At 61.9% G+C, this 12,924-nt stretch carries 12 protein-coding genes; 9 read left to right on the forward strand and 3 right to left on the reverse strand.

Annotated elements, in window-relative coordinates; all coding sequences use genetic code 11:
* Nucleotides 1–304 precede the first annotated feature (304 nt).
* Genes ACT3TP_RS15280 through ACT3TP_RS15295 form a run of 4 tightly spaced genes read left to right on the forward strand, consistent with a single transcriptional unit; the run spans nt 305 to nt 3,697 of the window.
* Nucleotides 305–1,222 (forward strand): ABC transporter ATP-binding protein, encoded by a 918-nt coding sequence (locus ACT3TP_RS15280; protein ID WP_096286297.1) that lies wholly within the window; start codon nt 305–307, stop codon nt 1,220–1,222.
* On the forward strand, nt 1,219–1,974 hold the full coding sequence (locus ACT3TP_RS15285) for an ABC transporter permease (RefSeq protein WP_096286299.1): 756 nt from the start codon (nt 1,219–1,221) through the stop codon (nt 1,972–1,974). Before ACT3TP_RS15280 ends, ACT3TP_RS15285 begins: the two co-directional genes overlap by 4 nt.
* Nucleotides 1,971–3,095 carry a sensor histidine kinase gene (locus ACT3TP_RS15290; RefSeq protein ID WP_176484175.1) on the forward strand — a complete coding sequence of 375 codons (1,125 nt, stop codon included), beginning with the start codon at nt 1,971–1,973 and terminating at the stop codon, nt 3,093–3,095. Before ACT3TP_RS15285 ends, ACT3TP_RS15290 begins: the two co-directional genes overlap by 4 nt.
* On the forward strand, nt 3,092–3,697 hold the full coding sequence (locus ACT3TP_RS15295; RefSeq protein ID WP_096286303.1) for a response regulator transcription factor: 606 nt from the start codon (nt 3,092–3,094) through the stop codon (nt 3,695–3,697). Before ACT3TP_RS15290 ends, ACT3TP_RS15295 begins: the two co-directional genes overlap by 4 nt.
* Here ACT3TP_RS15295 and ACT3TP_RS15300 read toward each other — a convergent pair.
* A complete protein-coding gene (locus ACT3TP_RS15300) occupies nt 3,694–4,194 on the reverse strand; it encodes a DUF456 domain-containing protein (RefSeq protein WP_096286305.1) in 501 nt (166 codons plus the stop codon). The genes ACT3TP_RS15295 and ACT3TP_RS15300 overlap by 4 nt on opposite strands.
* A gap of 66 nt (nt 4,195–4,260) precedes the next feature.
* Here ACT3TP_RS15300 and ACT3TP_RS15305 point away from each other — a divergent pair, with 66 nt between their 5' ends.
* Nucleotides 4,261–5,073 carry an enoyl-CoA hydratase/isomerase family protein gene (locus ACT3TP_RS15305; RefSeq protein ID WP_096286307.1) on the forward strand — a complete coding sequence of 271 codons (813 nt, stop codon included), beginning with the start codon at nt 4,261–4,263 and terminating at the stop codon, nt 5,071–5,073.
* A 35-nt stretch (nt 5,074–5,108) separates the two neighbouring features.
* Here the strand turns inward: ACT3TP_RS15305 and ACT3TP_RS15310 are convergent, their stop codons facing one another.
* A complete protein-coding gene (locus ACT3TP_RS15310) occupies nt 5,109–6,656 on the reverse strand; it encodes a long-chain-fatty-acid--CoA ligase (RefSeq protein ID WP_096286309.1) in 1,548 nt (515 codons plus the stop codon).
* A gap of 268 nt (nt 6,657–6,924) precedes the next feature.
* Here ACT3TP_RS15310 and ACT3TP_RS15315 point away from each other — a divergent pair, with 268 nt between their 5' ends.
* Together ACT3TP_RS15315 and ACT3TP_RS15320 are read left to right on the forward strand one after the other, a co-directional pair.
* The gene (locus ACT3TP_RS15315) at nt 6,925–7,647 is read left to right on the forward strand and encodes a VOC family protein (protein WP_444620917.1); all 723 of its coding nucleotides are present in this window, start codon (nt 6,925–6,927) and stop codon (nt 7,645–7,647) included.
* 138 nt (nt 7,648–7,785) lie between these two features.
* Nucleotides 7,786–8,775 (forward strand): aldo/keto reductase, encoded by a 990-nt coding sequence (locus tag ACT3TP_RS15320; protein ID WP_444620919.1) that lies wholly within the window; start codon nt 7,786–7,788, stop codon nt 8,773–8,775.
* Nucleotides 8,776–8,779: 4 nt separating this feature from the next.
* Here ACT3TP_RS15320 and nirB read toward each other — a convergent pair whose 3' ends face one another.
* A complete protein-coding gene (gene nirB, locus ACT3TP_RS15325; RefSeq protein WP_444620920.1) occupies nt 8,780–11,389 on the reverse strand; it encodes a nitrite reductase large subunit NirB in 2,610 nt (869 codons plus the stop codon).
* A 360-nt stretch (nt 11,390–11,749) separates the two neighbouring features.
* Between nirB and nirD the strand changes: the two genes are divergently transcribed.
* Together nirD and ACT3TP_RS15335 are read left to right on the forward strand one after the other, a co-directional pair.
* A complete protein-coding gene (gene nirD / locus ACT3TP_RS15330) occupies nt 11,750–12,127 on the forward strand; it encodes a nitrite reductase small subunit NirD (protein ID WP_096286317.1) in 378 nt (125 codons plus the stop codon).
* 571 nt (nt 12,128–12,698) lie between these two features.
* On the forward strand, nt 12,699–12,924 hold a 226-nt coding region (locus ACT3TP_RS15335; protein ID WP_444620921.1), incomplete at its 3' end, for a hypothetical protein.

Here is a 12,924-nt window from a genome sequence, read left to right on the forward strand (position 1 = left end):
AAGATCTAGCACGGTAAAAGACTACGGGAAATCACTGGGAGTTTCCCTGTACGTTAATGCAGATCACAGACCGAAAGTGCTTGGATAATCACCCAAACTACTGGCTGACAGGTGCTTACCGAACCTTTGCGGTTGCTGGCACAAAGCTGGTGTGTGGCGGCACCATGCCAGAGCCTATCGGCAAGATCACAGCCACTTCGATCGCCTGGCGTTTGACGGGCGAGCGTGACCCATGACAACAGTCATGGGCGGGACATGACTTTCTACTCTGTGCACAGCACCGGAAATTTAGAAAACTAAGAGTATGAAAACGCTGAACCGAACCGACGCTGTCACGCTGACGGGGCTTCACAAGACTTTCACGACACCCCGTACCAAGGTCGAAGCCGTTAAAGGAATCGATCTAACCATTCACACCGGACAAATCGTCGCCCTGCTGGGGCCGAACGGTGCAGGCAAGACCACCACCGTGGACATGATCCTCGGGCTGACCACGCCAACCGCAGGAACCGCCCAGGTGCTTGGCCTCGACCCGCACAAGGCGGTGTCCAGCGGACGGGTCTCCGCAGTACTGCAAACCGGCGGCCTGCTTCGAGACATGACCGTCTACGAAACGATCAAGGTCATCGCCTCCATGCACCAAGTTCATGGACGAATCGACGAAGTCATGGAGCGAACTGGGCTAACGCCGATCGCCAAGCGCCGCGTCGGCAAATGCTCCGGTGGTGAACAGCAACGCATCAAATTCGCCCTCGCGCTCTTGCCCAACCCAGATGTGCTGATCCTGGATGAACCCACCGCGGGGATGGATGTAATGGCTCGCCGCGAATTCTGGAACACCATGCGCAACGAAGCCATCGACGGGCGAACCATCATCTTCGCAACCCACTACCTCGAAGAAGCGCAAAACTTCGCCGAACGCACCGTGCTGATCAGCCGCGGCGCGGTGGTCGCGGACGGGGCAACAGAGCAATTACGGCAAATGATCTCCGGACGAAAGATCGTCGCGACCATGCCGGACACGCGAAGCATCGACCAGCTCCTGAGCGAAGAAACCAAGCCCGAGATCGAAGAGCAGTCAGGGATGCGGGTGACCTTCCGCTGCCAGGACTCGGACGGGCTGGCACGAACACTTCTGACCCGGTATGGCGCCTATGACCTGGAGATCTCCGCGCCAAGCCTCGAAGACGCTTTTGTTCAGTTGACGGAGGACGCATCATGAATCCCACATATGTCGGTGTCGAGTTCACCCGAAACATTCGAGATGGCTACAACCTGTTCTTCTCCCTGTTGATGCCTTCGGCAATGTATCTGCTCTTCGGCAGCATCCCCAGTTATGGCGAGGAAGTCCTCGGGCTGGGAAACGTGAAGTTCTACATCATGGCTTCGATGGCAGCGTACGGGGCCGCGATCTCGACGGTTTCCATCGCCGGTACCGTTGCTACCGAATCCATGCAGGGCTGGGGGCGCCAGATCGCCTTGACGAGAATGTCGCCGGCAACCTTCGTCTCCTCGAAGATGTTCGTGGCGACCACCATCGCGGCGATCTCCGCGGCTCTGGTCTACGCACTGGGTGCTGCGACGGGCGCCACCACCACAGAATGGTGGCTGTGGATCGCGGCCTTTGGCATCACGATAGTTGGTTCGCTGATGTTCGCTTGCTACGGCATCGGCGTAGGCATGCTCTTCAAATCCGAATCCGCGCTGGGCCTGGCCTCGGGATTGATGGTGTTCTTCGCGTTCTTCGGCAACGTGTTCATGCCGCTGAGCGGCTTGATGCTGGATATCGCCCGCTTTACCCCGATGTACGGCTATGTCGCGCTGGTACGTTTCCTGCAATTGCAAGATGTTCCGGCAGAAACCGGGTTCGCTCCCGATGCATTGTGGATCCCAGTGACTAATGTGGTGCTATGGGCAGCGTTCTTCGCAATCTTCGCCCTGATCGCAACGCGAAAGGCACGGGCACGGCAGTGACCGAACGTAGTCAGGCACAGGCCGACGTAGACCGGTTCTGGAGCAGATTCGGCTGGTGGGTATCGGGAGTGTGGATTATTTTCCTCATCTACCCGACACTCACCCTGCTCCAGGGGGACTTCCCGGTGGCGTTGCGGGTCCTCGGGTTGAGCCTGATTCTCGTGTACGCGGCCGCTTACCTTCGCGGCTACGGACGGTTCTCCTGGACGGTGGGCCACGGCGGCAGCGGCTCTTTCGAGGTATATGCCTATTTCGGCATTATGGCAGCGATCATGTTTGCGAGTATTCCGATCCTGCACGACGGCGCGTTGGGGCTGCTGCCATTCCTGACCTCATATTCGGCCTTTCTGCTCAAGCGCAAGGTCATGTACGTGACCTACGCGGTGGCACTGGTCCTGAGCTTCGGCCTTCCGCTGGCTTACGGCGTGTTCCTGCAACAGCTCTTCCTCACCGGGTTGAACGTGATGCTCATGGTGATTTACTTTGTCACCTCCGGGACGATCCGCCGGGCAGTGGCGGCAGACATGATCAAGGATGAATTCCTGGTACTCAGCGAGCAAGAACGGATGGCTCGCGACGTGCATGACGGGGTTGGCCATTCGTTGACCGCGCTGAATCTCAAGGCGCAGCTGGCGCTGCGGCTACTGGACGAAGGCGAAGTCCAGAAAGCTCGAAGCGAGGTTGAGCAGCTCAGCGAACTGGCGCTCACGGCACTCGATTCCGTGCGCACCACCGTGCATGGAATGGCCCGTGCGGATCTCGAAGGGGAACTTCAGGCCTTGGCGCAGGTGTGCGCCGATAGCGGCATTGAGTTTAATGTCGTGGGCCGGGCAGAAGCCATCCCGCAGGCGCTGCGTTCCCACGTTTCGTGGATCGTGCGGGAGTCACTGACCAATGTGTTGCGCCATGCGCACGCCAGCGGGGTCTGGGTTGGCCTATCTGAGCAAATGCTCAGTATCGATGACGACGGAGATGGCCTGCAGAATGCCAAGGAAGGCCACGGGCTACGCGGCATGCGTGAACGGGCCCGGCTTTTCGGAGCCAGTTGCACAGTGGGGGAGTCGAAGCTAGGCGGAACCAGCATTCGAATCGATTTCGGGGCTACGGGAGCAGATGCATGATCAAGGTGTTGATTGCCGATGACCAGCACCTGGTCCGCGGCGCGCTGGTGGCGCTGCTGAACATGGAAAATGACCTCGAGGTGGTTGCCGAATGCTCCGACGGAGACGAGGTGCTGGCCGCGGTGGCCGCTCACGCCCCGGACGTGGTGCTGCTGGATGTGCAGATGCCGCGCATGGATGGCCTCACGGCCGCCGGACTGGTTCGCGCGAAGCATCCGCAGATCAAGGTGCTGATCGTGACCACCTTCGACCGTCCGGGATATTTCAGGCAGGCATTCGAGGTCGGAGCCCATGGATTCCTCGTCAAGGACGCCTCGCCCGCCGAACTAGCCGACGCCGTGCGCCGGGTGCAGGCCGGCGGCAAGGTCATCGACCCGCAGCTTGCGATGCTGTCGGTTGAATCCGCGAGCAATCCGCTGACCGATCGGGAACGCGAGATCCTGGGGCTCGCGGCGGCCGGGAGCCCGGTCTCCAGGATTGCACAGGAAATACATCTGTCGGTGGGTACGGTGCGCAACCACCTGTCGAATGCGATCGGCAAGACCGATGGGTCGAATCGGATCGAGGCCGCGCGCATTGCCCAGGAACGCGGTTGGATCTAGCGGGTCGCGAAGTGGGTGATCAGGCCGATGACCCAGATGGAAGTGGCCAGCAGGACGCAGCCGAACTCTACAATGATTCCGATACCCATGGCCTTCAACGTCGCCCAGGAAGAGGCCAAGGCGCCACCGAACTTGCGGTGGCGAGCGGCCTCACCGAGGAACAGACCCACCGCAAAGCCGAGGAACAAGCCCACGACCGGAATGAGGATGGCGCCGGCGATCGCACCGAGCAACCCCCAGAAGATCGATCCTTTGGGGATCTGATGCTGTTTGAGCTTGCGCCCGGTCAGCACCGCGGAGGCCGACCAGCCTAAGGCGGCGATCAGCATGCCGAGTCCCGCCGCCCACCAGGAAGCGCCGGACCCCAGCAGCCAACCCCAGCCGAGAAGCGTCAAAATAGTGAGCAAGGAGCCGGGCAGGACCGGAATGATTGTTCCCAAGGCAGAGACGATCAGCAGTAATCCGGCAATAATGGTGTAAATAATCTGTGCATCCACACCCTTAGTGTGGCACGGTGAGCAGAGAATAACTTTTGGGCGCGTGCAGGATTTTTGAGGTGTTTGATGAGTCAGCAACAGCAGGGCCGCATCGGTGTCGAGATCAGCAACAACGTAGCCACGGTGAGCCTGGATAATTCGAAGCAGTACAACGCGCTGACCAAAGACATGTGTCTGCAACTCGTCGGCGCGTTTGCAGGGCTCTCTGCAAACCCCGAGGTCGCGGCCATCGTGGTGACCGGGGCCGGAGCGAACTTCAGCGCCGGCATCGCCATCGATCAAATGGATCTGGTGCTCTTTGACCAGCCCAGCGCAGATGGCCTGGTTAACCACTTTGATCTGGTGGACCACGCGATTACCAGCTGTCCCAAACCGACCATCGCGGTGGTGCGCGGCAATTGCTTCGGAGGTGCCTGGCAGCTGGCGGCCGCGTGCGACGTCCAACTGGCGGCGGACAATACCCGTCTTGCCATTACCCCGGCCAAGGTGGGGCTGGTGTTTCCCCGGCCCGGCATCGAACGCCTGGTGCAGAGGGTGGGCCAGAGCCGCGCGAAATACCTGCTGTTCAGCGGCGCCGGAATCAGCATGGAAGAAGCCTCCGAGTGGGGCCTGTTTACCCGGGTTGTACCGCTGGAGAAGCTGGATAGCGAGGCGGCGGCCCTGCTCTTCCAAATGTCAGCCAATTCGAACTTTTCGATTCAGCACACCAAGGAAGCCATCTCACTGACCGGCGAAGGAAAGCCGGAGCCACTGCTTGATGCCTACTGGGAAGAGCTGTGGCGGAAGAACGCGCGCAGTGAAGACCTCAAGGAGGGCCGAGCGGCTTTTGCCGCCAAGCGCCGCCCAGAATTCAGCTGGCGCTTCGAGGGAATCAACTAGCGGCGCAGCCCGCTGCCGGAGGCGTGCACCGGTACCTAGCCGCTGTGCTTGGCTACCAGCTCGCGTTTGAGAATCTTCCCGCTGGGACCCAGCGGGAATTCTTTCACGATCTCAATGTGCCTTGGATACTTGTAGGCGGCGATCTGTTCGCTGACCCATCGGCCGATACTTTCCGGGTTCAGGGTCGACCCGGGTTCCAGCGTGATCGAGGCCGCTACTTCCTGTCCGTGCTTTGCATGTGGAATGCCGTACACGGCCGCGTTGGAGATCTCCGGATGGCTGACCAGCACTTCCTCCACCTCGCGTGGGTATACGTTGTACCCGTTGCGCAGCACCATATCCTTGGTGCGGTCCATGATGCGCAGATAGTCTTCTGCATCTTTCGTGCCTAGGTCTCCGGTGCGGAACCACCCATCCACGACGGCCTCGGCGGTCGCATCCGGGCAGTTGAGATATCCGGAGAACAGGTTGTGTCCGCGGATCACCAGCTCTCCCAGCTCTCCGCGGGGAAGCAAACGGATTTCGTTCGGATAGGCAGGGTCGGCGATTTCCACTTCGACTCCCCAGATGGGGGTGCCGATAGTTCCGGGGCGAGGCTCGCGCCCCAAATGGTTGAAGGTGGCGGCCGGTGAGGTTTCGGTCAGTCCGTACGCCTCATGGATTCGAGCTCCGAAACGCGCCTCGAAGGCGTTCAGGACCGCTACCGGCAGCGACGCACCGCCGGAGACCGCATAGCGTAGCTTGGTTGGTTTATCGCTGCGTTGTTTGCCGGCTTCCAACAGTGCGACGTACATGGTGGGGACGCCAAAGAACAAGTCGATTTCCTGGTCCAAGACCAGGTCCAGGGCATCTTTCGCGGTGAATTTCGGAAGCAATACGAGTTCGGCACCGGCGCGGAATCCGGTGTTGAGCACGGCCGTTTGGCCGAAGGTATGGAACAGCGGCAAGCCGCCGAAGAGCTTATCGCCGGGGCGCATATCGATGGTTTCCAACAACAATGTGCTGGTCTGTTCGATCAACGCCAGGTGGGTGCCGAGGGCGCCCTTTGGCGTGCCGGTGGTGCCGGAGGTGTAGAGGATCGTGGCGATATTCTCCGGATGCTGTGGCTCATAGGTCCTGATGGGATCCGCGCTCGCCGCGCGGTCTTCCAAGCGGTCGGTTTCCAACTCCGGCGGTGCCAAGACGCTGAGGACTTTGGCGCCGGCCAGTTCGGCTCCGGCTGCGCCTTCGCCTAGCAGGGGAGCGGCACAAATCAGCAGCTTGGCGGCGGAATCTTCGAGTACGTAGGCGATCTCCTGCTTCTTCAGCAACGCGTGGATGGGCACTGCAATAGCTCCCAAGGAAAGGATGGCGTAGTACACCCGGGCGAAGTCGGTGACATTGGGAATGAGCACCGCCACGCGGTCTTCCTGTTGGATTCCGAGATCGCGCAAGGCTCCAGCGTAGGCGCGGGTCTCATCCCAAAGCTGGCTGTAAGTGGTGCTTTGGCCGCTCATGGTGATCGCGTTCTGATCCCCATAGCGCGCGGCGCTTTCGGCCAAGATGGCCGCCACCGACATGGTCAGGTTTGAGTTCGAACGCATCACGCAGGGCTCCTAGGATCAACAGCTAAAACTTAGTGAGGTGGATCACTCTACAAGCCTAGTGGAACTTCGTGTCAAATCAAGGTACTACGTTTCATTTTACGTTTTCCACTTTCTTAGAGAGGTCTTGACCCTTGCTGGTCGTAGCCATTGAATAGACTGCACGGTCGTTTTAGACTCAGCGTGTCATCACTGACAACTCGCAATCTAAGGGAGCACCATGTCGACGCCAGAATTTCCACCGGGATCTCCGTGTTGGATCGATTTATTGACCAAGGACATCGAGGCTGCCAAGACCTTCTATTCGCAACTCTTTGGATGGAGCTATGTCGTGGGGGAGGAGGAAACCTACGGTGGCTACACCACGGCCGCCATCGACGGGCTACCCGTCGCGGGGCTTATGAAAAACGATCCGGACAATGGCTTCCCGGACGTATGGAGCACTTACCTGCGTGTTGCGGACATCGACGCGGCGGTAGACCAAGTCCAAGCGCATCAGGGGCATGTCTACATGCCGCCTATGGAAGTGCCCGAACAGGGGAAAATGGCGATGATTGGCGACCCCTCGGGCCTCGGAGTGGGACTCTGGCAGGCCGGCGGCCATCCCGGCTATCAGAAGATGGGGGAGCAAGGCACCCCGGTGTGGCATGAGCTGAACACCACCAAATTCGAAACCTCAACAAAGTTCTATCGCGAAGCGCTGGATTGGGATCTGGAGGTGATGAGCGACAGCGACGAGTTCCGCTATCAGACGCTCGGCGCCGGAAGAGATGCAAAGGCCGGCGTGATGGACATTGCGCATTTCGAGGACCCGAAGCTCGCCGGTTGGAAGGTGTATTTTGCGGTGGAGGACACCGATCAAACGGTGGCCGACGCCATTGCCGCGGGCGGCGCGGAAGTCAGCCCGGCCATGGATTCGGACTTCGGCAGGCTCGCGGTCATCGCGGATCCCACCGGCGCCGAGTTCTATGTGATCCAGGCGAACGGCTAAGGGCGGACCAACTGCTCCGGATGCGGCGAAAATTTTCTTGCTGATTGCGTATCCGGGAAGCGCAGTCAGCCAACAAATCGGTTCGTGGCGTGTGGAAATGGTGCAATTTGGCGAGTCATTCCACGTAAGCTCGGGTACATGCAACAACGACTTCTTGGACGCACCAACCGCACCGTTTCCGTCATTGGCCTGGGCACCTGGCAGCTGGGCGCCGACTGGGGAGCGGTGGACGAAGCCGAAGCTCAGTCGGTGCTCGACGCCGCCTACGCCGAGGGTGTCAGCTTCTTCGACACCGCAGATGTCTACGGGGACGGACGCAGCGAGCAGCTCATCGGCCGCTGGCTGCGGGCCAACCCGCAGGCCGAAGTCACGGTGGCCACGAAGATGGGCCGCCGCGTGGAGCAGGTGCCCGAAGCCTATAACCTGGAAGCCTTCCGCGCGTGGAACGATCGTTCCCGCGCCAACCTGGGGGTGGACACCCTCGACCTGGTGCAGCTGCATTGCCCGCCTACGCCGGTGTACTCCACCGATGCGGTCTACGATGCGCTGGACACCATGGTGGCCGAGGGGCGGATGCGCTCCTACGGGGTCTCGGTGGAGACAGTTGATGAAGCGTTGAGCGCTATCGCCCGTCCGAATATCGCCACCGTGCAGATCATCGTTAATGCCTTCAGGCACAAACCGCTGGAGCAGGTGCTGCCCGCGGCCCGCAAAGCAGGAGTCGCCATCATTGCCCGCGTCCCGCTGGCCAGCGGGCTGCTGACCAACCGCTACACGCCGCAGACGAAGTTCGCCGCCGATGACCACCGCAACTTCAACCGCGACGGCTCGGCCTTTGACGTGGGCGAGACCTTCTCCGGGGTCGACTACGCCACCGGGCTGCAAGCCGCCGAGCAGTTCGCGCAGCTGGCCGCCGCCGAGGCGCCGCGGGCGACCAGCGCCCAGGTAGCCCTGGCTTGGCTGGCCGCCCAAGAAGGCATCAGCTCCATCATCCCCGGGGCCCGCAATGCGGACCAGGCCCGGGCCAATGCCGCCGCCGGGTCGCTGCAGCTCTCTGCGGGTTTCAACGCCGCGGTGCGCGAACTGTACGACACGAAGCTGCGCGCGCAGATCCACCCGCGCTGGTAGCAGCCTAGCTCGGTGCCCCGATGCCGATCGTGGCACCGAGGCGCACCGGCTCGGCCGGGCGGTGCTGCCCGCGCTCGGGGACGTAGCGCAGCTCCTCGTCCTTCTGGTCCGGGGCGTTGACGAAGGAGCGGAAGCGGCGCAGCTTCTCCGGATCCGCGAGCGTGGCCGCCCATTCGTCCTGGTAGTTGCCCACATGCGTTTCCATCGCGGCTTCAAGCTCCGCGCCCAGGCCAAGCGAGTCCTCGACCACCACGGCCTTGACGTGCTCGATGCCGCCGTCCAGATCCTGCATCCAATGCGCGGTGCGCTGCAGCCGGTCCGCGGTGCGGATGTAGTACATCAGGTAGCGGTCGATGTAGCGCAGCAGCGTGGCATCGTCGAGTCCACCGGTCAGCAGCTGGGCGTGGGCGGGGTTCGCTCCGCCGTTGCCGCCCACATACAGGTTCCAGCCCTCGGCGGTGGCGATCACTCCGACGTCCTTGGCCCTGGCCTCGGCGCATTCGCGCGCACAGCCCGAGACGCCCATCTTGAACTTGTGCGGGGCGCGCAGCCCGCGGTAGCGCAGCTCCATCTCGATGCCCATGGCCACAGAGTCCAGCATGCCGTAGCGGCACCAGGAGGAGCCGACGCAGGTTTTCACATTGCGCAGCGACTTGCCGTAGGCCTGGCCGGACTCGAATCCGGCGTCCACCAGCTCCTTCCAGATCTCCGGCAGCTGTTCCAGCCGGGCGCCGAACATGTCGATGCGCAGCCCGCCGGTGAGCTTGGTGTACAGGTTGTACTTCGCCGCCACGGCGGCGATGACGCCGAGCTTTTCCGGGGTGATTTCCCCGCCCGGGATGCGCGGGACCACCGAATAGGTGCCGTCCTTCTGCATATTGGCCATCACCCGGTCGTTGGTGTCCTGCGCGCCGGCCAGTCCCGCTTCCATCGGGTGGCCCGAGGTCTGGGAGGCGAGCACCGAGGCGATGACCGGTTTGCAGATGTCGCAGCCCGCACCTTTCCCGAAGCGCTCCATGATCTGCGGGTAGCTGGTCAGCCCGGCCAGGCGCACGGCCTCGAAGAGCTGGGCGCGGGACAGCTCGAAGTGCTCGCACATCGCCGCGGAGACCTCGGCGCCGTTCTTCAGCATCTCGGCTTCCATCAGCTTCTTGAGCATCGGCACGCAGGAACCGCACTGGGTGCCGGCGCGGGTGCAGCCCTTGAGCTCGGAAAGCTTGGTGACCGGCTCGCTGCCTTCGCAGCTTCCGCAGCCGCCCACGGCGTCGCGGATCGACCCGGCGCTGACATTGTTGCAGGAGCAGAGCACCGCCTCATCGGGCAGCTCGCCCTGCGGCGCCTCGCCGCCCAGCGCGCTGAGGTAGGCACCCGGTTCGCCGGGCAGCTCGCGGCCCAGCAGCGGGCGCAGCGACTGGTAGGGGGTGGCGTCGCCGACGAAAATGCCGCCGAGCAGCACCTTGGCATCGGAAGAGACCACGACCTTCTGGTAGAGCCCGCGCGGAGCATCAGCATAGACGACCTCCAGCGCGCCTTCGGTGCGGGCGAAGCCGTCGCCGAAGCTTGCCACGTCCACCCCGGAGAGCTTGAGTTTGGTGGCGGTATCGAAGCCGGCGAACTCGGCGGTTCCGCCCTGCAGCCTTTCGGCCACGACCTCGGCCATGGCGTTGGCCGGCGCCACCAGGCCGATGCACAGCCCCTCGAAGTTCGCGACCTCGCCGATGGCGTAGACGTTCGGGATCGCGGTGGCGCAGCCGGCGTCGATCTCGATGCCGCCGCGCGGGCCGATGCCGAAGCGCGGCTGGCTGCTTTCAAAAGCATCGAGCGCCGCGTTGTAGTTGCGCGCAATTTCATCGCGGGGCCGCACCCCGATGGACACGATGACCATATCCGCGTCGATGGTGCGCTCGTCGGCCATCAGCACCCCGGAGACCAGCCCGGTTTCTGCGCTGGTGAGAATCTGGCTGGGGAACACTCCGCCGTGCACGGTGAATCCGGTGTCGGCGATGAGCCGTCCCATGGCCTGGCCGGCGCCTTCGTCGAGCTGGGTGCCCATCAGCCATTTGCCGCCGTCGATCACCACGGCTTCGGCCCCCAGCGCCTGCGCGCCGGCGGCGGCTTCCAGGCCGAGCAGGCCGCCACCGATGGTGGCCACCACCGGGGCGCGGCCCAGGGACTCGGTCAGCTCGCGGACCTGCTCCGCAATGGCCCAGACATCCTCCAAGGTGCGGTAGACGTGGGTGTGCTCGGCTCCGGGAATGGGGAGGGTCGCGGCATTCGATCCGGTGGCCAGGACCAGCTCGTCGTATTCGAAGCTGCGCCCGTCGGCGGTGCGCACGGTTTGGTTGATGCCGTCCAGCTCGGTGACCGCCGCACCGGTTTCGAGGGTGACGTGAGCGCGTTCCCAGAGCTCGGCCTCACCGAGGGTCAGATCGACTCCGGGGTTGGTCAATGCCTGGGAGAGGGCCACTCGGTCGTAGGGAAGGTGTGTTTCTTCGGTGAGCACGGTGACGTGCACGTCGCTTGGCTCGCGGTTTGAGATGGCTTGCGTAAAGCGGTGCGCGGCGGGGCCACCGCCAACCACCACGATGCGGCGGGATCCATTTGCTGTGCCCATGATGAAACTCGACTTTCGCTCGAAAAGATCAGTGCTCGTTGGTGAATGATCCCAGCTTAGAAAGTTAGTTTTGCGCCGCAATTACCCTTATGTTTCGGGGGCCACAATTTTCTCCACCACCCAAAAAATAGCCGGTGAGAAGCGCGAAATATGTTGGAATCAAAACTGGTGCTCCGCACGGCGTTTCCTCGAAGAGTCGCGTAAAGATCCTTGATATTCCGGGAGGGATCGGGGGCTCACCTTGGTTGCGCTACGCGGTGAAGCAGGCTTTACCGAGGCGGAACAGCAGTACGCACGGCGCGAAACATTGGAGTTCTAAGCTCGAACTATCGAAGGCACCCAGTTGAAAGGAGCGCAGTGATGAGCGCTGTAGTCGAAGAGTATGTATTAGACATTCCAACCAACCTCGCGTCGGTCTGCCGACCGGAGGACCTGGAACCAGGGTGGGGAGAAAGCGCCCTGCTCGATGGCCGGCAAATCGCGTTGTTCCGCACCGAATCCGGGGACTTCTTCGCGGCCTCGCATCACTGCCCGAACAGCGGCGCGAAGGTGATGGCTCGCGGGATTCTCGGCGATACCATCATTGACGGCCAGCGCGTGCCGACGGTCGCCTGCCCGCTGCACAAGGAAATCTATCGATTGGATTCCGGGCAGTGCCTCAGCGCCGAGGAGACGCCGCTTCCGGTGTATCACCTGGTCGAACACGAAGGCCAGCTGTGGACGGGAGCACAGCGATGAGCGGCAACACGGAAGCTTCAGCCAGTATTGAACACGCAGCTTGGCAGGGCTGGCTCGAGACTGTCCCGGAATCGGGGATAGCAACTGCCACACCGATAATGGAGAAGGCGGCATAGCCGCCGGCAAGCCGTTGCCGAGGTCAGGAAACTGACCTCGGCAACGGCTTTTAAAGCTCCATCTAGTAGCAGTGCCCCTGAGCTTGGAGCATTCAGCGAATCAATCCGAAGGCGCAGAGCCCTCCTGCGGCCCGGGGAATCCGCGCTAGTGGCCAGCTCGGATCACGTCGGTTCGGGGAACTCGATCCTTTGGTTCTGTGGACGTTCGATCCGGCAATCTGCGCTGTAGCCTCGATGCGCCACGGTCGGTTCGCTGCCGCCTGTGCAAGTCGCTGTCCAAGATGGTGGAAACTTTCAGAGGGTCTTTGCCTTCGATGCGCGTACTTATCGAGTCGCAGCAAGGCGGACTAAGCTTGGCGGTATAAGCAAAGCTAAGGAAGCGGACCTTCATGGTGAAACCACCGCGAAGGGAAAGCCTCACCACCTCGTGACCGCATCGAATGCAGGTGGAGCGAATGAGTGAAGATCTTGCCAAACTGGTTGACCGCGGTGACATCGCTGCGGCCGTTCGCGCAGCTCAAGGATTAACACCGGAGCGTGTTAGGCCGCTGCTATTCAGCGGCGGCGGTTTCATGAAAGATTCGAAACCTTACGCTGAGTTCATTTCTCGTTGGTATCAGTCTTTGTCGAGTGCTAATCTCGCGCCGGAAATTTTCAAGTCAAGTGAGACCACTAAGTCTT

The organism is Glutamicibacter sp. AOP38-B1-38 (assembly GCF_052377485.1).
Lineage (GTDB): Bacteria > Actinomycetota > Actinomycetes > Actinomycetales > Micrococcaceae > Glutamicibacter.

What these genes read in the sequence shown, in the direction of transcription:
- ACT3TP_RS15280 (WP_096286297.1), top strand. Translation starts at nt 305, where the DNA reads ATGAAAACGCTGAACCGAACCGACGCTGTCACGCTGACGGGGCTTCAC.
- ACT3TP_RS15285 (WP_096286299.1), top strand. Translation starts at nt 1,219, where the DNA reads ATGAATCCCACATATGTCGGTGTCGAGTTCACCCGAAACATTCGAGAT.
- ACT3TP_RS15295 (WP_096286303.1), top strand. Translation starts at nt 3,092, where the DNA reads ATGATCAAGGTGTTGATTGCCGATGACCAGCACCTGGTCCGCGGCGCG.
- ACT3TP_RS15305 (WP_096286307.1), top strand. Translation starts at nt 4,261, where the DNA reads ATGAGTCAGCAACAGCAGGGCCGCATCGGTGTCGAGATCAGCAACAAC.
- ACT3TP_RS15310 (WP_096286309.1), bottom strand. Translation starts at nt 6,656, where the DNA reads ATGCGTTCGAACTCAAACCTGACCATGTCGGTGGCGGCCATCTTGGCC.
- ACT3TP_RS15320 (WP_444620919.1), top strand. Translation starts at nt 7,786, where the DNA reads ATGCAACAACGACTTCTTGGACGCACCAACCGCACCGTTTCCGTCATT.
- nirB (WP_444620920.1), bottom strand. Translation starts at nt 11,389, where the DNA reads ATGGGCACAGCAAATGGATCCCGCCGCATCGTGGTGGTTGGCGGTGGC.
- nirD (WP_096286317.1), top strand. Translation starts at nt 11,750, where the DNA reads ATGAGCGCTGTAGTCGAAGAGTATGTATTAGACATTCCAACCAACCTC.